This window comes from Orrella sp. 11846 (genome assembly GCF_048820935.1).
Taxonomy (GTDB): Bacteria; Pseudomonadota; Gammaproteobacteria; order Burkholderiales; family Burkholderiaceae_B; genus Algicoccus.
This window is the reverse complement of record NZ_JBMERD010000002.1, coordinates 161,004-181,775: the sequence shown is the minus strand read 5'-3', so window position 1 is coordinate 181,775 and position 20,772 is coordinate 161,004. Positions and strand designations below refer to the sequence as shown.

At 47.0% G+C, this 20,772-nt stretch carries 20 protein-coding genes; 9 read left to right on the top strand and 11 right to left on the bottom strand.

The annotated features are described in order from the left end of the window. Positions 1-9: 9 nt before the first annotated feature. Entirely contained in the window at positions 10-798 is a 789-nt protein-coding gene (locus tag ACOI06_RS02445; protein ID WP_420660902.1) for an enoyl-CoA hydratase/isomerase family protein, read from the bottom strand. 192 nt (positions 799-990) lie between these two features. On the opposite strand from ACOI06_RS02445, the gene ACOI06_RS02440 reads away from it, so the two are divergent. After that, the gene (locus ACOI06_RS02440; RefSeq protein ID WP_420660901.1) at positions 991-1,752 is read left to right on the top strand and encodes an IclR family transcriptional regulator; all 762 of its coding nucleotides are present in this window, start codon (positions 991-993) and stop codon (positions 1,750-1,752) included. Positions 1,753-1,776: 24 nt separating this feature from the next. Here ACOI06_RS02440 and ACOI06_RS02435 read toward each other — a convergent pair whose 3' ends face one another. The 3 genes from ACOI06_RS02435 to ACOI06_RS02425 are packed head-to-tail and all read right to left on the bottom strand — an operon-like array spanning position 1,777 to position 5,256. Then, positions 1,777-2,760: a Bug family tripartite tricarboxylate transporter substrate binding protein gene (locus ACOI06_RS02435; protein ID WP_420660900.1), complete on the bottom strand. Its 984-nt coding sequence runs from the start codon at positions 2,758-2,760 to the stop codon at positions 1,777-1,779. 59 nt (positions 2,761-2,819) lie between these two features. Then, positions 2,820-4,043, bottom strand: a complete 1,224-nt coding sequence (locus ACOI06_RS02430; protein WP_420660898.1) for a CaiB/BaiF CoA transferase family protein — start codon at positions 4,041-4,043, stop codon at positions 2,820-2,822. A 34-nt stretch (positions 4,044-4,077) separates the two neighbouring features. Further along, on the bottom strand, positions 4,078-5,256 hold the full coding sequence (locus ACOI06_RS02425) for an acyl-CoA dehydrogenase family protein (RefSeq protein ID WP_420660897.1): 1,179 nt from the start codon (positions 5,254-5,256) through the stop codon (positions 4,078-4,080). A gap of 310 nt (positions 5,257-5,566) precedes the next feature. On the opposite strand from ACOI06_RS02425, the gene ACOI06_RS02420 reads away from it, so the two are divergent. From ACOI06_RS02420 to ACOI06_RS02400, 5 genes are all read left to right on the top strand, one after another. Beyond that, positions 5,567-6,985, top strand: coding sequence for an MmgE/PrpD family protein (locus ACOI06_RS02420; protein ID WP_420660896.1), 1,419 nt, complete (start codon positions 5,567-5,569; stop codon positions 6,983-6,985). A gap of 106 nt (positions 6,986-7,091) precedes the next feature. Beyond that, a complete protein-coding gene (locus tag ACOI06_RS02415; RefSeq protein ID WP_420660895.1) occupies positions 7,092-7,988 on the top strand; it encodes an isocitrate lyase/PEP mutase family protein in 897 nt (298 codons plus the stop codon). 54 nt (positions 7,989-8,042) lie between these two features. Then, entirely contained in the window at positions 8,043-9,056 is a 1,014-nt protein-coding gene (locus ACOI06_RS02410) for a TAXI family TRAP transporter solute-binding subunit (RefSeq protein ID WP_420660894.1), read from the top strand. Between the two features lie 117 nt (positions 9,057-9,173). After that, the gene (locus ACOI06_RS02405) at positions 9,174-11,093 is read left to right on the top strand and encodes a TRAP transporter permease (RefSeq protein ID WP_420660893.1); all 1,920 of its coding nucleotides are present in this window, start codon (positions 9,174-9,176) and stop codon (positions 11,091-11,093) included. A 40-nt stretch (positions 11,094-11,133) separates the two neighbouring features. Further along, positions 11,134-11,781 (top strand): cysteine hydrolase family protein, encoded by a 648-nt coding sequence (locus ACOI06_RS02400; protein WP_420660892.1) that lies wholly within the window; start codon positions 11,134-11,136, stop codon positions 11,779-11,781. Positions 11,782-11,952: 171 nt separating this feature from the next. Here ACOI06_RS02400 and ACOI06_RS02395 read toward each other — a convergent pair whose 3' ends face one another. The 3 genes from ACOI06_RS02395 to ACOI06_RS02385 form a co-directional block, all read right to left on the bottom strand. Next, positions 11,953-12,651, bottom strand: a complete 699-nt coding sequence (locus ACOI06_RS02395) for an RNA-guided endonuclease InsQ/TnpB family protein (RefSeq protein WP_420660890.1) — start codon at positions 12,649-12,651, stop codon at positions 11,953-11,955. After that, positions 12,576-13,109, bottom strand: a complete 534-nt coding sequence (locus tag ACOI06_RS02390; RefSeq protein ID WP_420660889.1) for a helix-turn-helix domain-containing protein — start codon at positions 13,107-13,109, stop codon at positions 12,576-12,578. The genes ACOI06_RS02395 and ACOI06_RS02390 overlap by 76 nt, the downstream gene beginning before the upstream one ends. A gap of 488 nt (positions 13,110-13,597) precedes the next feature. Further along, positions 13,598-14,596, bottom strand: a complete 999-nt coding sequence (locus ACOI06_RS02385) for a Bug family tripartite tricarboxylate transporter substrate binding protein (protein WP_420660888.1) — start codon at positions 14,594-14,596, stop codon at positions 13,598-13,600. Positions 14,597-14,902: 306 nt separating this feature from the next. Here ACOI06_RS02385 and ACOI06_RS02380 point away from each other — a divergent pair, with 306 nt between their 5' ends. From ACOI06_RS02380 to ACOI06_RS02370, 3 genes are read left to right on the top strand one after another with little or no spacing between them, the layout of a single operon-like run. Then, entirely contained in the window at positions 14,903-15,424 is a 522-nt protein-coding gene (locus ACOI06_RS02380) for a phosphonopyruvate decarboxylase (RefSeq protein WP_420660887.1), read from the top strand. 29 nt (positions 15,425-15,453) lie between these two features. Further along, positions 15,454-16,035, top strand: a complete 582-nt coding sequence (locus tag ACOI06_RS02375; protein WP_420660886.1) for a thiamine pyrophosphate-dependent enzyme — start codon at positions 15,454-15,456, stop codon at positions 16,033-16,035. Between the two features lie 29 nt (positions 16,036-16,064). Continuing rightward, positions 16,065-16,778, top strand: a complete 714-nt coding sequence (locus ACOI06_RS02370) for an IclR family transcriptional regulator (protein ID WP_420660885.1) — start codon at positions 16,065-16,067, stop codon at positions 16,776-16,778. Between the two features lie 51 nt (positions 16,779-16,829). Here the strand turns inward: ACOI06_RS02370 and ACOI06_RS02365 are convergent, their stop codons facing one another. The 4 genes from ACOI06_RS02365 to ACOI06_RS02350 all read right to left on the bottom strand — a co-directional run bounded on the left by ACOI06_RS02365 (position 16,830) and on the right by ACOI06_RS02350 (position 20,712). Beyond that, the gene (locus ACOI06_RS02365; protein WP_420660884.1) at positions 16,830-18,146 is read right to left on the bottom strand and encodes a TRAP transporter large permease; all 1,317 of its coding nucleotides are present in this window, start codon (positions 18,144-18,146) and stop codon (positions 16,830-16,832) included. Further along, positions 18,143-18,649 (bottom strand): TRAP transporter small permease, encoded by a 507-nt coding sequence (locus ACOI06_RS02360; RefSeq protein WP_420660883.1) that lies wholly within the window; start codon positions 18,647-18,649, stop codon positions 18,143-18,145. Before ACOI06_RS02360 ends, ACOI06_RS02365 begins: the two co-directional genes overlap by 4 nt. 101 nt (positions 18,650-18,750) lie before the next feature. Continuing rightward, positions 18,751-19,752 carry a TRAP transporter substrate-binding protein DctP gene (gene dctP / locus ACOI06_RS02355; RefSeq protein WP_420660882.1) on the bottom strand — a complete coding sequence of 334 codons (1,002 nt, stop codon included), beginning with the start codon at positions 19,750-19,752 and terminating at the stop codon, positions 18,751-18,753. A gap of 183 nt (positions 19,753-19,935) precedes the next feature. Beyond that, the gene (locus ACOI06_RS02350) at positions 19,936-20,712 is read right to left on the bottom strand and encodes a GntR family transcriptional regulator (RefSeq protein ID WP_420660881.1); all 777 of its coding nucleotides are present in this window, start codon (positions 20,710-20,712) and stop codon (positions 19,936-19,938) included. Positions 20,713-20,772: the final 60 nt, after the last annotated feature.

The window sequence follows — 20,772 nt, the reverse complement described above, 5'->3', positions numbered from 1 at the left end:
CGATACGCGTCACTCGCCCTTAAACGTGGGGGTACGTTTTTCTACAAAAGCGCTGACCGCTTCTTTGTGATCTTTGGTGCTGTACATCGCGGCCATGTGCGATCCGGCCATATCCAAGTGGGTACGGATGTCGATACGCTCACCTTGACGTACTGCCCGCTTGATCAATCTGATGGCAATAGGCGGCTGTGCGGCAATCTGCTGTGCAAGCTCGTAAGTTGCTGCCATCAAATCTTCATCATCGACCACACGGTTCACAATGCCAATGCGCTCGGCTTCTTCAGCACTCACCCAGCGAGCCGTCCACAGCAGCTCTAACGCTTTTGGTTTTCCCACCAATCGGGGCAGATACCAAGAACCACCATCACCGGCAAACAAACCGACCTTGACATAAGTTTCTGCAAACTTCGCACTACGAGCTGCAACTCGAAGATCGCCCATCAAGGCCATATCCATGCCGGCCCCAGTCGCCACACCATTGACGGCTACGATGACTGGCTTATCAATCTCTTCAAGCAAAAGCGGAATCTGATGCACAAAATCAGTCAAGAATGAGCGGCGTTGGTAGGCACTTTCTTCTGAGCGGTTTTTCATATTTCCAACGTCACCACCAGAACAAAACCCTTTGCCAGTACCCGTTAGCACAATGACGTAAATATCGTCACGATCTCTGCATTCACGCAGCGCGTCAGCCCAAGCCTTAAGCATTTCATGTGTAAACGCGTTATAACGGTCTGGTCGATTGAGACGAATCGTCGCGATACGGTCTTTGACTTCAAAAACTAATTGATCGGTCATGGTTTATTTACTCCCTCGTTAATTTAATTTTTCAAAGAACTTCTATTTTTACAATTACATTTTCTATCAATATTCTGTCTATCCTTTTGTCACACCTAAGATTCCCAAACGAGTCTGACATTCGGCGTGCATAGTCTCGTACAATGTCCACCGAGCCAATTCAATCCACCGTAATTTCATTAGAGAATGTCCATGACTCCCAAATCGGCCCCCGGTGTTGCTGCCGTGAACCGAGCTTTATCCATTTTGATGGCCTTTGAACATAGTATTGAAGGGCTCACAGTCGCTGAAATCAGTCAAATCACCGGGCTTTATCACAGCACGATCTTGCGTCTGAGTGAATCGCTCTTGAACTACGGCTTTCTGGTTCGCCTTGATGACGGTCGGTTTCGGTTGGGTTCCACTCCCATGTTTCTCGGTATGCTGTATCAATCCTCTTTTCGTCTCTGGGATTACGCGGCGCCGGTTTTACGCAAACTCGTTAATGACACGCGCGAAACTGCGGCTATTTATATTCGCGATGGCGACAGTCGTGTCTGTTTGCATCGCATGACACAACCCCGCGGTGTCTTAATGCATGTGCGCGAAGGCGAACGAGTCGAACTGGACAAAGGGGCTGCCGGAAAAGTTCTGCTCGCCTTCTCTGGTCAACCAGGCGAAATTTACGACAAAATCAGAAACGCTCACTACGCTCTCTCTATGGGAGAACGGGGCGGAGAAAGCATAGGCCTTGCATGCCCCGTTTTTGGTATCCAACAAAAAGTCCTTTGTAGCATTTCACTCGGCATGCCTATATTTCGCATGAATCGTCAGATTTTTGAAGCGTCATTACCACTCGTCATGCAGGCTGCAGCAACGCTCACTCAACAGCTCGGTGGTGACGCAACCGTCTTTGAACCACCCTACACACCACTTGAGGGCGTGACGCTCCCAGAAAAAACGAACAATCCCTAAAAACGCAGGCTATAGCGGTTTACTTTAATCCAAGCTAATGCTTTTGACTTCAGCAACTTTTGACCACTTCGTAATTTCTGCATCCACAAATGATTTGTATTCATCGGCCGTCATTGCACTGGCTTCTGATGCTTCATTTGCGAACACTTTCTTCATGTGATCAGTATGTGTAATCTCCACAATTTCTTTGTTGAAATAATCAACAATCTCTTTGGGTGTATTGGCTGGTGCGTATATTCCCCAGAAAATCTCAACTGAATAGTCAGGAACCGTCTGTGCGACTGTAGGCAAATCAGGGAAGAAAGAACTTGTTTCCAGCGTCGTAGCGGCCATCTGACGGATCCGTCCTGACTCCATTGCGCCACCGAGCGATGCGGGTGTCGTAATGATGATATCGATACGACCGCCCATCAAATCAGTCACAGCACCCGACATTCCTTTATACGGAATATGTGTCAAGGGGATGTCTGCCATATAGCTGAGTAGCTCAGCACTCAACTGACCAACGGAACCAATGCCAGAAGACGCGTAATTGACAACGCCTTTTTTGGCGGCTTCAATCAATTCAGGAACCGTCTTGTACGGCACCTCTGTGCTGGTCACCAACAGCATCGGACCACGTGCAACCATGGCAACTGGTTCAAACGAAGTTCTTGCGTCATAGGGCAACTTGCTATCGACCGCGGCACGTGTCACAAAAGAACTTGAGCTGAGCAACAAGGTTCCACCATCAGGTTTTGCGCGCGCAACGTCGTTGGATCCAATACTGCCACCTGCACCTGGTTTGTTTTCGACAATCACAGAGCGATTAATTTTTTTGCTCAATTGCTCTGCGATCGAACGTGCAAAAACGTCATTACTGCCGCCCGGTGTAAAAGGCACCACAATACGAATAGTTTCTGGTAGATGTGGTGTACTTTGCGCAAACGCAGGCACCGATGCCAGCATTCCTGCTGATGCAATCGACACAATGCCAATGCTTTTGAGGTTCATCCATGTTTTTTTCATATCAGTCTCCTTATGAATAGAGATGCTCTACCCGCGATGAAATCGCATAACTAAATGTTTTAAATCACACCTTCTTTTTTAAGTTCTGCCAACTGATTTTCATCCAAATTCAATAGACGTTTGTATATTTCTGAATTGTGTTCCCCAAGCTGAGGACTGGCAACCGTATCGACCTTGTCCGCGCCATGAATTCTGATCGGGCTAGTCGGTAAAACAATTCGCCCCAGAAGCGGCTCATCAAACCATTCGAGCGCGCCCCGCTCATGCATATGGGGATCCGACACCACCTCATCCAAGGTTCGAACAGGTGCAGCCGGAAAACCAAACTTTTTGCTCAAACCAAACAGCACCTCACGAGTATTTCGGCGTGTCCACTCTTCGACAATCTCATCTGTGAAATCAATGTTTTCAACTCTGGCTTTATTGGTCGAAAGACGCGGATCATCGGCTAAATCTTCTCGATCCATCGCTTTTAATATATTTTGCCAGTGATGCTCGGTCGCACACACAATCGCCAAGTGACCATCAGAGGCTTCGTACACGGTATAGGGTGCCAGCGCTAGGCCACCATGTCGATTCCCCACTCGCCCAGAAGGTTTACCCTGTTGGCGATACAGCAAACCAAGATTAGAAGCCAACGATGGATAAGCCGTTTCCTGCATAGAGACCTCCACCAAACGTCCGCGATTGGTGTGGCAGCGCTCAAATAAAGCAGTCACTATCCCAGCGTACAGGTGAGTTCCACTCAAAAAGTCCACCAGAGACGCACCACTTCTTAGAGGCGGACCGTCTGGCGTGCCGGTGACACTCATAATGCCCGAACTGGCTTGAATGGTGACATCCATCGCCAAATTATCTTTGTCCGGTCCACTAATCCCAAACCCCGTCCCAGTGCCATAAATCAGGCGTGGATTGATCTCGCGCAAAACAGACCAACCAACACCTAGACGATCCATGACGCCAGGCGAAAAGTTCTCAACAACCACATCAGCCTTTTTAACCATGTCCAAAAACATGGCTTTCCCTTTCTCGGTCTTCAGATTTAAAGTGAGACCTTTTTTATTGACGTTAAGCATCGCCATGGGAATGGATGCACCACCGCTGACTTTTGCGCGCAAACGTGTCGGCTCACCACCCACCGGTTCAATCTTAATCACTTCCGCACCGGCCTTGGCCATTAGGAATGTCGCATAAGGTCCCTGATAGACCTGCGTCAAATCGAGAACCACCACATTCGCTAAGGGCTTATTATCAGAGGCCCGTCGGTGATCTATCTCAGCCACATCATGTCTCCTCACACAGTTTTTTTATGTTTTGTTATCCGAGTGTTTTCAGATACCGTCTTGCCAACGTCATTCGGTGTACTTCGGATGGGCCTTCGTAAACTCGCATGACTCGGACTCGTTGCGCCATCAGATGGAGTGGCAATTCTTTTGTCACGCCCATTGCTCCAAAAGCTTGCATCGCATGATCCAGAATTTCACTAGCCATTTCAGTTGCAAACACCTTGATCATGGAAGCCTCGTTACGAATATCTTCACCAGCATCCTGTTTACGCGCTGCATCTTCAACCATGAGACGACAAGCATGCATTTTGATCCGTGCATCGGCAATCCACCATTGCACAGCCTGGCGGTTTGCCAGTGTTTCACCAAAAGTGACACGTTGTTTCGCATGTTCTGCAAACATTTCTAGAGCACGGCGTGACATTCCGAGGCACCAAGCTCCAATTTGAAGACGTCTGACATTCAAACGCAACTGCATAGGTGCAAAGCCAGACCCAACCTCACCAAGAATGTTTTCTGCTGGAATTCTGCAGTTCTCAAAAGCCACCTCGTATGTGCGGTGCCCTGCCAACATTGGAATTTCCCGCAAAATCTCAAAACCGGGCGTGCCGTTTTCAACGATAAATGCTGTAATGCCTTCGTGTCGCTTTCCGTTACCAACACGTGCCATCACAATCGTGAAATTGGCATATGAAACTCGGCTAATCCAAATCTTACGGCCGTTAATGACCCATTCATCACCATCTTTTTCAGCACGAGTCAGCATTCCAGTTGGATCACCACCTGCATTGGGCTCTGAAATTGCAATCGCAGACTTTGCAGTTCCCGCTGCATAGGGTTCCAAATATTTTTTGCGCTGCTCTGGTGTGGCAATTGCAAGCATCATATGCATATTGGGTGAATCGGGTGGAAATGTGAACGGTGTCACTGTACGACCCAGCTCTTCATTAATGGCAACCAGAGGGACTGCCGGCAAATTCACGCCACCAAGCTCTTCCGGTGCATCCAGTGCCCAAAGCCCAAGCTCTTTACATTTATCGAACAATGACTTTTCTTCTTCCGGAAGAAGCCTTAATGGTTCACCACGTATTTCACGCTCAAGAACAGCCGTCTCCAGCGGCATCAATTCTTGATCCACAAACTTAGTCACCAATTCGTGGATCATTCGATATTCTTGCGTCAAATCCTCTGTTGCGTCCTGCGTCTGCATGAAGTTCTCCTTGCGAGTTGTCTTGTTTTATATCGGTTCTAAGGCACCGACCGGCCGCATAATTATCTTATTTATAGGGCGCTTAACCCAGCTAACTCAAGCATTAAGACTGTAGTCTACATCTAAAATAGACACGATGTCTATTTTAGATGTAGACTATGCTCATAATTAAATTCAAATGCAGCGTAAGTCCGTTTGGCGTACCGCGATGTGTACACGAACACCTCAGATTCAGAACACAAAGCTTCGCCAAACAAACACAACATCCTTAAACCCGAAGATCGTGATCAATCACTGCCAGGAGACAAAAATGGGACAGCTCGACACTCAGTCTGAAGTCACGCAACCCTTAAAAATCTCACTCACTCAAGACCTTGCACGTTGGGCCAGTGAGTTACAGTTCAAAGACTTGCCAGACGATGTCATCCATCAAGTCAAACGGCTCGTTCTAGACTATTACTGCGCAGTCATTGCAGGATCTACCACATCCACAAGCCGAGTGGTTCGGGAATATTTCTGTGAATCAGAAGCATCCGGCATAGCAAGTATCGTGGGCACACCTTTTGGCATTTCTGCCGCAAATGCAGCTTTCGTCAACGGGACAGCCGCCCACGGCATGGAGCTTGATGATGGATACACGCCAGGGTCTTACCATCCCGGTGCGGCTTGTATTCCGGCCATTATGGCCGTCGCAGAGACCTATCAGTCTGACTATCAGGATGTTGTTCTTGCAATTGTTGTTTCGTACGAGATCAGTTGTCGCCTTGCCAGAGCCGGCCATCCACATACCTGGAAGAACGGTTTTCATAACACTGGCATTAATGGCGTCTTGGGTGCAGCAGCCGGCGTGGGGAAATTACTTCAATTAGATACAAAAAAAATGACTTGGGCTTTAGGCATGGCTGGTTCATTCTCCAGCGGATTGTTCGAATTTTTGGGCGAAGGCGCAGAAATTAAACGTATCCATCCTGGAAAAACCGCGCGCGATGGCGTCATCGTTGCTGAACTAGCCAAACGAGGCATCGATGGCCCAAGAACAGGATTGGAAGGTCGCAATGGTTACTTCAAGGCTTATGCAAATGCGAAGGCCGATATGGCTTCTGTGATGGATGGACTGGGTTCAACATGGGAGCTTTTACAAACCTACGTCAAACCCTATCCATGCTGTCGCCATTTGCATGCACCGATTGATGGCATTTTGGCGCTCAAGACTCAGGACACAATCGATCTGGCGAATATCACTCGGATTCTCATCGAAACGCATCAAGTTGCGGCGCGTCACGCACATACCACACATGAAACAATACTGGATGCGCAAATGTCGATTCCATTTGCCGTGGCAACCGCCCTGCTTCACGATCAAGTCGGACTGGAAGCATTCAGTCATGCGGCAAGACACCATCCAAACATGGCTGATCTGATTTCTAAAGTCGAGGTCGAAATTACAGATGACATGCAGCGCGCCTATCCGAAACAGCGGCCGGCGAACATCATTATTGAATTCAAGGATGGAAGTCGTTTGACGAAGCTCGTGCCACAGCCTTACGGCGAACCTGATCACCCACTCGACGACTCAGCTTTAACGAGCAAATTCCACGCTATTTGCGACACCTTAATTGGTCAAGAGCGCGTCAATAACATTGCAAAAGCTTGCTGGGATTTGGATTTCCCGGAGATTTTCAAACTCACAAAACTAAAACCTGAAGAGGTGAAAGAAGCGCAGCTTTAATTCTTTTTTATACGAATACAAGAACAAACATCGATTTAGTAGAACGCAGACGGCGCTCACAAATGCCTTCTGTTAAAAACAGATAAAAAACTGTAGGGAGAGAGACATGCGACAGCCAATCGGTTTATCACACAAAACAAATCGTAATGCACAGCTCGCCAATTTCATCACTGGCAAGAAACTGGTTATGGCACCAGGTTGCTTTGATTGTTTGACAGCCAAACTGATTGAAAAGTCCGGTTTTAACATTGCGTACATCACAGGATCTGGCGTTTCGATGAGTGCGTTGGGTGCGCCTGACATGGGCGTCATTTCATTTTCTGAAGTCGTTGAACGGGCATACCGAATTGCCGATTCGGTCAGCATTCCTGTCATTTGTGATGCAGATACCGGTTATGGCGGCCCAATCAATATTATTCGAACAGTCCGAGAGTTTGAGCGGGCTGGTGTGAGTGCTATTCAAATTGAAGATCAAGCATGGCCTAAAAAGTGTGGACATGAACCAGGACGCAAACTGGTTGAGCCCGATGAAATGATCAATCGAATTAAAGCCGCAGTGGATACTCGCTTAGATGATAATTTTTTAATTATCGCCCGAACCGATGCACGAACATCTTTAGGACTTGAAGCCGCCATTGAAAGAGCACAACTCTATTCCGAAGCGGGCGCAGACGTTTTATTTGTTGAATCGCCAGAAAGTGAGATAGAAATGCAACAAATTAATAAGATGTTGGCAACTCCCACTTTGGCTAACTTGGTGGAAGGAGGACGCACGCCAATTCTTAATGCCAAAAGACTCGAAGAAATTGGATACCGTCTGGCAATTTACCCAAACTCTTTAACTCGTTTAATTGCTTTTCAGTCGCTCGCTATGCTGCGCGCGCTCCAAGAGAACGGCACAACAAAAAATATGGCAGATCAAATGCTAAACCATCGCGAACTATGGGATCTTTTTGATTACCCAGAATGGGTCGCACTGGAGGAAAAATACGTCAGTCAATAATTTCAATCAAACAGGATACGAAGAGATCCACATTTAAACAAAGGAACTGGAGATATGAAGACACAAAGTCTGGTCAAAAACCTAATGAGTTTCACTGGTGTGCTAGGAACCGCTGCAGCTATCAGCCTAACGCTTTCATTCAGTAATGCACACGCACAAGACAAACAGCTTGCCATTGGTGCAACAAGCCAGGCTTCATCCTTATATGCCTACCACGTTGCACTTGCGCAAGTGTTAAATGAGAAACTACCTAATATAAACTTCAGTGTCGTAGAAACTGGAGGTGGCTTGGACAACTCACGTCGTTTGCAACAAAAACAGGTCGACCTTGGCATGATGGCAGAGCCTGATGTCTATGAATATTACAAAGGACTCGGCCCCTTTGAAGGGAAAGCAAACCCAGATCTCCGTACACTCTGGCTCACAACGCCACTAGCCTACTTGTCTGTTGTCGGCGCTGACACGGGCATCGAATCAATTTCCGATCTCAATGGCAAAGAGTTCAATGGCGGGGGTCGCGGCTCAGGCACTGAGCGTGCAACATTCGAAGCATTTGGTGCCTTAGGCGTGAAGCCTGATTGGTTTCGCACAGGCATGGGGGACGCTGTCACAGCGTTTAAAGACCGACGAGTTGTTGGTTTTTCGAAGGCAGGCCCGCCAGACTCTCCGGACAGCGCGATTCTTGATGCTCAAACAGCCAGACCCGTCAAAATCCTAGACTGGACCGATGAAGAGATCGCCAAAGTACAACAAGAATATCCGCATTTCGATTTCATGAAAGTCAAAGACACGCCTTATGGCACCGGACCAATGACATTGCGAGTCGTATTTCTGACCTGGGGCGCGACAACGGACATGTCCGAGAACGATGCATACGATATTTTTAAAACTGTCGTTGAAAACGTGGACAAAGTGGCTGAATCCTATCCTGCTGTAAAAGGTTTGGATATCGTGGCACAGACACTTGAACGAGCGCAAACACCACTACACCCTGGTGTTGTTAAATACTTGAAAGAACAAGGCAAAGAAATTCCAGATCGTCTGATGCCTCCAGAGCTCAAAAAATAACTCTGTCAACATTCAAAATTCTTTCTACTTGCACACAGTCAGCCTGCAATCCATCACAGGCTGACTGTGTACCTCGTTTTTACTATCCCTTGCCAACTATTCTCCAAGGATCAGCAAGTGACAATCACTGAATCTTCGACCCATGACAAAAAACATGGTGGACGCATTCGAACTACCCTCATTGTGAGTCTGAGCATCATTCTGGTGTTCTTTCACCTTTACACCAGTGCATTCGGATCACTCCCTGATTTAATACAACGTTCCCTACATGTCGGTGGCACACTCATGCTGGCATTTTGTCTGTATGGACTGCGTAGACCCATGACACGTGATGAGCCTATGGCCTGGTATGACCTGATCTCCATCGCAATTGTATTTGCATTTACAGCAAATATCCTAATCGGTTACGACAGAATCATGGATTTTGTCTTTGAAATGACAGACTTAGATTTCATTTTTGGGATCCTTGCTGTCGCGCTGATTCTTGAGGGCTGTCGACGCGTTATTGGCTGGACAATTCCAATCCTAGGTCTGTTGGGATTAGGTTATGCGCTCGGTGGACCCTATTTGCCAGATTCTCTTGCACACCGAGGGCTAGACCCAAGGTTTGCGATTGAAGTTTTATATATGTCAACGCGCGGCCTTTATGGCATGGTGACTGGAATTTCTGCAACTGTCATTTCAATTTTTGTTATTTTTGGCGCCATGTTGCTACGCACGGGTGCCGGACAAACCTTCATGGATCTGGCCACTGTGTTGGGCGGCCGTTCTGTCGGCGGCGGAGCCAAAGTTGCCACTATTTCTAGCGCCCTATTCGGCAGTGTCTCAGGTTCTGCGGCTGCAAACGTTGCAACCACCGGTGCTTTCACCATTCCACTTATGAAGCGGCTCGGATATCGGCCTGAGTTTGCCGCAGCTGTTGAATCTGTGGCATCAACAGGTGGACAAATCATGCCACCTGTCATGGGCGCAGGCGCATTTATCATGGCAGAGCTTTTGGGCATTTCGTATTTCAGCATCATGATTGCCGCCATCATTCCAGCTCTCTTGTATTTTCTAGGGTGCCTAGCAGGCATACATTTTGAGGCAAGCCGCCTAGGCTACAAACCTGTCGCATCAGAATTACTACCAAAGATTCGGGAAGTACTGACGATCAGACGGGCAGGACCTGTTTTTACATCCATGTTTTTACTGGTTGCTCTGCTTATCAATGGTTACTCCGCAGGCATGGCAGCCTTCTGGGCAACCATGGTTCTGATCGTTTTATACGTCTTAGGCACGCGCAGCCTATCCGATTTTAAAGATCGTATGCATAACCTCTATCTGGGATTCATTGATGCGGGTATAGGACTTGTGGCTATTTCAGTTTTGATCGCTGGCGCACAAATCTTGCTTGCCATGATCAGCACGACCGGTCTGGGGGTCACATTCACATCTGGAATCATTTCTTTGGGTGAAAGTCATCTTCTGATGTCACTCTTACTAGCCATGCTGGTTGCCATGATTCTTGGTACCGGACTGCCGACTGCAGCTGCCTATTTGCTCGCTGCAGCTGTTGTCGCACCGGCATTGATCAAATTAGGTGTTGAGCCTATCAGTGCTCATATGTTTATTTTTTATTTCAGCATCATGGCTGGACTTACACCACCTTTATGCGCAACTGTATTTATCGGTGCATCCATGGCGCAGGCAAAATGGTTCGATACCAGTCTGGTCGCGATGAGATTAGCGCTCGTCGCTTTTCTCGTACCGTACGCCTTTATCTATCACCCAGAAATCCTTTTGATCGGCGATACATGGCACATCATCCTCTACTCCTGTGCTGTGACATTATCTGTGATTGCAATCGCGGGTTCGATGGCTGGATTTTTTATCACTAACCTCAATAAATCAGAACGTCTGATTCTGGGTATTTCAGCCGCTGCACTGGTTGGGCCTGGCTTTCAAATACCATTAATCGGTGCAGTTCTCTTGGTTTTTAGTTTTCTATGGATCAAACGTAAGTCTCTTCGAGAAACTGCCTCAGTCTCCTATTGAGACTCAGCGATTTTTACAATAACACTCTACGGTATTTAAAATGATTGAAATTCACGGTAAACAAGTACGTCAGACGTTAGACGAGATCCTCGATCCAAAAACAACAGCTATTGTTGCAATCGATATTCAAAATGATTTTATTGAACCTGACGGCGTCTTCGCCCAAGCCGGTCGTGATATCAGTTTAGCGAAGGCCAATCTACCGAATATGGTCAAACTGATTAATGCCGCACAAAAAGCAAACATGCTGACGATTTTTGTGCGCCAACTCACGATGCCCAACGGTATCGGAGACAGTCCAGCGTGGTTGCGACTCAAAGTTCGGGACGGCAAAAGTCCTGATTACACCCTGCCTGGCACTTGGGGTGCAGAATTTTGCGCTGGACTCAAACCAGCTCCACATGACCCTGTGATCAATAAATTTCGGCCAGATGCTTTTCATCAAACCAACCTGAATTTGGTTTTATCGTCCAACAACATTGAAACGGTTGTTTATGTTGGGGTCAACACCGAAGGCTGCGTAGAATCAACCGTTCGAAGCAGTGCTCACCATGACTACTACACAGTTGTTGCAGAAGATGGCGTGGCCAGTAGCAATGTTGCCTATCACGATGCATCACTGGCGCTGATGAGAAACAGGTTTTTGGTCGCATCTACTCAAGAAATCATGTCGCACCTCGGTCTCTGAACAACCTCAGCTGAACACACAAAAACCGTTACAAAAAACTTACTCAAATCTACTCACCGTACATTTGATGTTCTCTTCCTACTTCATCGTCAACACCTAGCGGTATACAACCGCTAGGATTTACTTCAACTCCATAGGCTGACACGGAATAACTTTCCGCCTATTGACGCATTAAATTGTCGTCAACACTGTCTCTGCATAGCGCAGAATATTTTTTGCGGCATTGAGGTCACGGTCATGCATCACACCGCAAGCCTGACATTGCCAACTACGTATCTTTAAAGTCAAGTCATGGCAGATTTCTCCACATCCTGAGCATGTTTTGCTACTGGGGAAGAATCGGCCCACGGACTTCACGACTTTGCCGGATTGGTCGGCTTTGTAGAGGAGTTGGCGTTTAAATTCATGAAAGCCGACATCAGCAATCGCTCTGGCCAATTTGCGATTTTTCATCATGCCTTGGACGTTTAAATCCTCAATGCAAATTTCATCATACTTGCGCACCAAATCGGTCGTGATTTGATGCAAGAAATCCTGACGAGCGTTGGAAACTTGGTTGTGTAACGTACCTAACTTGGTTTTCGCTTTGGCACGATGACGACTACCGATTTGTTGACGGCTCAATGCTTGATTCGCTCTCCTTAATCGGGACAATTTATTTTGCAAAGCTTTGAGTGGCGCTTTGACCTCACCATTGGATAACGTGGCTAGATTCAAAATCCCTAAATCAATTCCGATGGATTGACCTGTCTTAGGCGAAATCGGTAGGGGCTCTGACAATTCAACCGAAATGCTCACGAACCATTTGACACCTCGCCTAAACACTTTGGCGGATAAGATCTTGCCGTTAAAACGCAATCTCTCTCGCATGCTAACAAAGCCAAGCTTGGGAATCTTGATTCGTTTTTCTTCCACGTGAAATTAATCGTTGGACAACGAGAATCGATCATCGACACCTTTCTTTCTAAATCTTGGATATTTGCCCTGTCCGGCAAAGAAACGCTTAAAGGCACCCCCAGCTGTATGATCGCAAGTTGTGGAGCACATTTTGTGACCTCGAGCATGAATGGAAACTGTTCACGCTTAATTGCATTGAGCTGCCTGCGTAATTTCCCCTGCGAAGGCGCATTGAGTTTCTTTTGATCGACTTGAATGTCTTGCGCTAGACATTCATTTCGATAGTCTTTGTCCGCTTGAAATTGCCTTTGCCATTCCGAGAGTGCCCAGTTGTACGATAAACGAGCAATGCCACATGCTTTGGAGAAGTGGGTGGCCTGTACGTTGTTTGGACGTAGTTCAATTGTGTGTCCTCGTATCGTTCGGCTCATGACGTGTCAATGCCTACCTACATTCATTTTGGGCCTTTCTTGCAAGGACTGTCGGACAGCTGAAGGAGAAACACAGTCGAAATTCCCAACCCATCCTGCTCCAACGATTCCCTAGGTCTTTTAATCAATCTTGATGAGTTCAATTACCGTAAACTAAATAATACTTTATTGCATATGAAAATCATTCTATCTGCGAAGGTTGCCAAGTTGACTGCTACCTACAAAAGCTCTGCTCTGTGAGAACTGGACGCATAGCGCTGTGATGCATGTAGAATCACGTGAAACTCTCCTTGTAAGAGCAGAGTTAACACGTAACGGCGACCATATTAGGGTGATCTTGTCGTTACATGGTTGTCTATGAATCTATTCATCTGAGTACGTATGCGTAGATTCGGGTAGATTTAAGCTAACAGTTACTAACCCTCTGAAGCTTGATTGTCATTCACAAACGTCTCCACAACGGCAATGTCGTCTTGGTCAAACCTGAATCACTGATGAGTCAGCAACGGCAGTTTGGCCTCTTTCACGACATGTTTTGCAATACTAAGCTCCTCATGGACCGCTTTGGTCAATTCTTCTGCTGTCATTGGTGCTGCATCTAGAAATGCGGTTTCAAACTGTTTCTGAACTTTGGGTTGAGCTAATGATTGATTCAATGCAGCTGCCAGTTTTTGTACAACTGGTGCCGGAATACCAGCCGGTGCAAACAAACCATTCCAGATATACATGTCAAACTCTTCCATCCCTGCTGTTTTGGAGACGGCAGGGATTTGGCGAGACTTCGTAATCGGTGTTTCGCGCGTTGTCGCGATTGCACGCGCCTTGTCACCATCTTGTAATGGATATGTCACAGAAGGTGCGATCAGTGCAAGATCGATACGTCCGGAACTGAGATCACTCACGACAGTTGCTGCCCCCTTATAGGGGATCTGGGTGATATCCATCTTTCCAAGCAGATTCAGCCATTCCACTGCAATCTCATTTGAAAAACCGACTCGAGCTGCATTCAGCTTACCTGGGTTTTTTCGAGAATAATCAATCAGATCTTCCATCGATTTAATTGGACTATCCATGGCGACTGTCAGCAGGTGCGGGTAGCCAGACAAGCCACCGATCGGTACAAAATCTTTGTCAAAGTCATAATCGACCAATGTATACCGAGCTGGACCTAATGTAAAAAATGCATTTGCAGCGAGCAAAATTGTATAGCCATCAGGCTGTGCTGCCATCATATCTTTGGCTGCAACAAGGCCACTTGCACCTGGTTTATTCACGACAACAACGGGTTGCCCAAGCTCTTTACCCATTTCTTCGGCAATGACCCGTGCAGCATTATCTGTTGGTCCTCCCGCTGAATAGCCTACAAGCAAATTGATCGGCCGATTGGGAAATTCCGCCTGTGCATAAGCTGACGCAGGCACTACCATCACCATGCCGATCAAACTTAAGGTTGCTGCAATCTGTTTAGTTTTTTGTTTGTGATTCATTATTGTCTCCCTCCATGATTGGACGTTTAAATCATTCTGAACTCTTCAGCACTCGACTTCTGCACCAGAAACCCAACATCAAAATCTGAATAATTTTCTTTCATAACAAAGCCAATTTTTAATTATTGTTCGCTCAGCATACTGTAAAGAAACACCTTTCAGAGAGAATTTCATGTATATTCAAACAAATTCATATCGGCATTATGATTTTTTGATAACGAAACCAAACATCCCCAAACGCAACAAAGCATCAGCTTATGCTAAAGATCAATGCGCTGAAGAAACAATCTCACAAGAGGTAAAACGATGGATGTAATTGTAGAAAGGCAATGGCAGCGTGATGTGTATGATTTACTTCGCTCAAACGGAGTTACACAGTTTGCCTATGTCCCTGACGCAGGGCACATCGGACTCATTAATAGTGCCCTAAATGACGAGCATGCTCATGCTGTATCACTCACCACGGAAGAAGAAGGCATAGGCTTACTGGCAGGTGCAGATCTGGGCGGTACGCGAGGCGTGTTACTCATGCAAAGCAGTGGCGTAGGCAATTGTGCCAATCTCTTATCTTTAGTTTCACTAGGTCGATTTCCATTTCTGACCTTAGTCAGCATGCGGGGCGACTTTGGCGAAGGTAACCCATGGCAATACCCAGCTGGAAAGGCCGTTGAACCGATTTTTCATGCGATGGGCGTTAAAACTATTCGCGCAGATTGTGAGAATGAAGTCTCCAGCATTGTCGATGCAGCCATCACTCAAGCATTTCAGGGTGGCTGCCCTACCGCTGTTTTACTGACACAACGACTGTTGGGCGCCAAAGCTTTTTAAATAAGCTTTTTAAATAACGAAAAGAGATCATGATGACAATTAAATACGAATTAGACCGTCGTGAGATTGTGCCTGCTTTAATTGGAAATCCCGATGATTTTCTGTTTATAACTGGCTTGGGTGGTACATCTCGAGACATTAGCGCACTCACTAAAGATGGACCAAACCTATATGCTTTAGGTGGCGCCATGGGCGCTGCACTTTCCACAGGTCTTGGACTTGCTCTAGCCCAACCCACACGACAAGTCATGGTTGTCACCGGCGATGGAGAACTGTTAATGGGCATGGGGACACTGGCAACAATCGCCGTTCTAAATCCACCCAACCTGAGTGTTCTCTGCGTTGATAATGGTCATTATCTTGAGACAGGCGGTCAAGTCGCACACACTGGGCGAGGAACCGATCTGGAAATGATTGCCCGTGGAGCGGGATTCAATAAAACTGCAGTGGTTTCCAAACAGTCAGAAATGTCACATGGACAAGCAGTCTTACATGACAAAGATGATGTGAGTTTTGTGCTTGTGCGGGTTCGTCCAACCGAGCCTCCCATATTCAAACGAAATATGGATGCGAGTCAAGCACGGCTGCGTATGAAAGCTTTTCTGACCTAATTCAGTGACAATGTAGGATACTGTCTGATATGGTCGCGCCAAACTCAAATAAAGCTGACCGATCCGTTCAAGCCGTTGAACGGACTGTCGCAATACTCGATGCATTTCTCAAAACCGAAAGCCCTTTATCGCTCGGCGAGTTGGCAGAGCAAAGCAAATTATTTAAAAGTGTCGTTTCTCGTTATCTACTCACTCTAGTTCCTAGAGGCTATATCAATATACGTTCTGACGGGCGCTATGAGCCTGGCCCAAAACTGTATGAACTGGGCTGTCGTTTCGCTAACAACCAGGACTTAAGCCAGCTCATATTGCCCACTCTTGAGGCACTAGTGGATCAAACCCAAGAGAGTGCAAGTTTTTATATTCGTGATGGCGAATCAAGAATCTGTCTATTTCGAAAAGACTCACCGCATCCGATCAAGGCAAGCATCGCACCCGGAACTCGGATGCCTCTGGATGACAGCGCCACAGCTCAGGTTTTACGTACTTTTAAAACCCAATCTGTGACATCATGGGATATACAGTCTTGCATTTTTGTGTCTTCGTTCGCACTGAACGACATCACAAAAAAATTACTACCGACTGTGTCTGTCTCTGCACCACTCTGTTATCGTGATGGATCATTTGCAGGTGCACTGACAATTTCGGGTCCACCCATTCGATTTGAGCCTTCAAATCCTTCAGTGCAGCAGCTTTTAATCAAAGTTGCGCAAGAGCTGTCAGCTCAACTGATCAGCCCTTAGCCCAGGTGACGGCTTGTTTCTTTATTTAAAACAGCCAAGCTACGGAACTGACTACTGAAGCATATTCGGCAACCACGTCGCCAAAGAAGGAAACATAATTAGTAACGCCACCATAAACATACTGCAAAGAATGTATGGAATCGCAGCAATATAGATTTCTTTCATCGACGTGCCTGCAGGCGCAACACCTTTCATCACAAACAACAGTAAGCCAAATGGTGGCGTGGTGAAGCTAATTTCAAGTGATAACAACACAACCACACCAAACCAGATAGGATCAAACCCCAGTTTGGCTGCTAATGGGAAGAAAAATGGCACAGTCAACATCATGATGGAAATCTGTTCCATGAACGTTCCCAGCACGATCAGTACAGCAAAGATGGCCAATAGCATCAAAACGGGGGATAAATCAAAACTAGTCGCCCAGCTAATTAATCCACTTGAGCCGCCCGAAAACGCTAACAACTGACTAAAAGTGGCCGATCCCAGGACGATCATGAACGCCATCAACGTCACTTTCAACGCACCTTCAATCGATGCGAAAAAAGCTTTCCATGTCATGCAGCGATATAAAAAAGCCAAACTAACGACACCTAACGCGCCGAATGCGGCTGATTCTGAAGGTGTGGCCCAACCAAACATCAACATCACCACGACCACCGCCATCACGGCAACCATCGGCAGCACATCTCTCAAAAAAATAAAGACTTTTTTGAGAGATGCAACCCTAGGGACTCCATAGACAGGCGCCGCTTGAGGATCAAGGCGAGTCTGCACCCAAATCAAGACAATGTAGAGCCCGGCCAATACAAAACCAGGCACCACCCCTGCCACCAACAATGCCCCCACATCAATTTTGGCCAACGTCGCCAAAAGTACTGCCAGCGCAGATGGCGGGATAATGATCGCCAAACCACCCGTCCCCATGATGGGACCAATTGACATATGCTTTTTATAGCCGCGCTTAACCATTTCTGGCACCAGCACTGAACCGAGTAAAGCGGTCGATCCCATGGACGAACCACTGACCGTGGCAAACCCAGTCCCGCCGACGACGGTGACATAGGAAAGTCGTCCGGGAACTTGCCCCATCAAGACATCAACTGCACCAAACATGCGCATGCCCAATCCCGTACGGAAGAACAACTCTCCCATCAGCAAAAACAAAGGGATCGGTACTAGACTAAAACTTGATAAAGCTCCAAAGCCGTTGTTGAGTACCTGAATAATGCCATTGGAGCCTCCCATAAAAACCCAGGCACCGATTAGATTTGCGGATAAAAACGAAAATGCAATCGGCATTCCGATCAGCATAAAAATAATGATGAGCCCAAGCAGAAAGCCTAGAGCAAAGTACCATTCCATCATTCTGCGAGCCCCACTTCACCTGTGTGTAGAATTTCACGTCCAACCACAAACTTCATAAATTCGATAGCCATCAACCCAAAGCACACTGGGAATGTGATGGTCAATAACCAGGTCGGAAAAAAATAAGCCCGCACATCCAAATCGTTGCGAGTAAGGTTCATCTGCACTAGGTCAAACCCTTTCATGGCCATAACCAAACAGACAATCACACACAAGAGGCTTACAAAGCGGCTAAAGATATTCAGAATCGGTTTGGGCAAAGCGGCTGTCAGCAACTCAATATAGACATGACCGCGCTTACGAACAAGCCACGGCGCGCCCAACAAAGTCAAATAAAACATGCCATACTCAGTCGACAAGAACAGCCAAGCAGTCGGCTGAAAACCCAAGTTTCTCTGCATAACTGAAATGATGACGGCGATTCCCAGCCAGACAAGTAATGCGCCGGATATAACAGCTAGACCTGTCACTAGAACGTTATAGGCTTTCACGACTGCATGCATGCGCAATTTCCTGAAAAAGCAGCCAAAGATTCATGACACGAGCCTCGGCATTTCTGACAAACCTCCATCAAAAATGCCGAAGTCGTACAACTTAAAACAATTTATGGGCGATTAAATTTCTCAATCAGGATGTCGTAGTTTTCTAGTCCGCCTGGTTGCTTTTCCATGAGAGGGCGCATCCGATTCCACGTTGCTTCGCGCGCACCCTTGGCATATTTCTCCGCGGCTGGACCCTGCAAATCAATCACTTTCATGCCGTTTGCATCTAAAGCTGCCAGCTCTTCCTTGGATTGTTCCGCAAATTTCGCAGCACTATCACGTTCGTGTTCAATGGCCACTTCTTGCAAAATTTTCTTGGCGGGTTCACTCAGCTTGTTCCAGCGATCAAGGTTCACAATCACGCCCATGTCGGTGGAGAAAAACGCTGGATTGATCCGATATTTCACAAACCGATCCCAATTCAGATCTTTCAATCCGATCTGGGTCCAGCCGGTTGCATTCACAACGCCACGCTCCAGCGCTGCATAAACTTCAGGCGTCGGTATGCTGATTGGCTCCGCACCCAGCACGTCCCGGAAAAACGCGTCATAAACCGGATTACTACGCAGACGCACACCGTCAATCAACAAGTTCCCTTCAGCATCCAACTTGGGTTCGTTGATGGTGTAAAGGTTGTATTTCACGCCGCTGTCAAACCAGCCCAAATGATAGACACCCATTTTGTCCTGGTGAATCTTGTTCATCAGATCCATGCCACCATTTTCTCGAGCATAACGCGCATCTGTATTGGAAGCCACCATGACGTCACGCTCTGGAACCGTACCACCATAAAAGCTCGCGGCCGTGTACGCCATATCGACCACACCATTACGAACCGCATCGGGTTGTTGTGGTAAACCAATTACTTCTGGGCCGCCGCGAACCTGAATCTGAACCACACCCTCACCGCGCTTATTGACCTTGTCAACAAATTCTAAAAAACTCTGTGTATACACAAGGTTCGGTGGGAAAGCATGCACGGCCGTCACCGTTTCAACCGCCAAAACTGGTGATGACACCAGTGCTGCCATCACCGTCATTGCACTGAACAAAGATTTTTTCATTGTGTTCTCCTCACTTCGCAAATTGGCACTTTCGGCCTAAGATAATTGATACAGCTCTCACCTAGATCGTGACTGATCATACGTCAGACTAACACTGAAATATTGACAAACTGAATATTATTTAAATGTACTTCTTTTATAACAGACTATCAGCATAAATATATGCCTGTACGGCACTTTCTTTTACAACGAAACTTCGTCCACCCCTTCAACTTTAGGTTGCCAATATCGAGAGTCGGATGCGCCGGCTCGGCCTAGGTCAACATGGATCTGATATCGATCTGGACGATATAACGCATCTAAATGCTCAACACCTCGACCTTCTTTGTCATACACAACTCGTTGCAAGGCGATCAAGGGCGCACCAACTGGAACATCCAAAGCTCTGGCAACTTCTTCTGTTGCCAAGGTGGCAGAAATCGTCTGCGTTGCGTGATCCACTTTGACACCGCTGCGCTCTAACAACATGAATAAAGACGTTGTTGCAAGCGCCTGCTCATCATAATTTTTTGCAATATTGGCAGGCACATGCGTCATGAGGTAAGAGAATGCTAGGCCTTGCATACTACGTACACGAACCGAATATTGCACCCTTTCGCCAACCGATAAATTCATCCGTTTTGCGATGGCCGCTGAAGCGGGTCGATAGGCAAACTCCAACAGTTCAATGCTGGACTCTTCGCTCATACGCACAAAGTTTGGCAGCAGGTTGGAGACATCAGCCGTAATTCGGGACGCCTCTGGCAATCGCTCTCGCACCACGGTCCCCACCCCGGGGCGGCGACTCACTAAACCTTCCTGCGCCAATTCCGCCAACGCTCGGCGCACAGTGATTCTTGAAACCTGATGCGTTTGCGCGAGAGCCAACTCGCCAGGCAATCGCGCACCCGGTGCCAATAATCCCCGTTCAATCGCATCTTTCAAGAGCAAGTAAACACGATGATATTTAGTACTGATCACAATTTCATTTCTACGTGGTTAAGGTTAATTGTTCTGCTATAGTTTGTACTATAAATACTA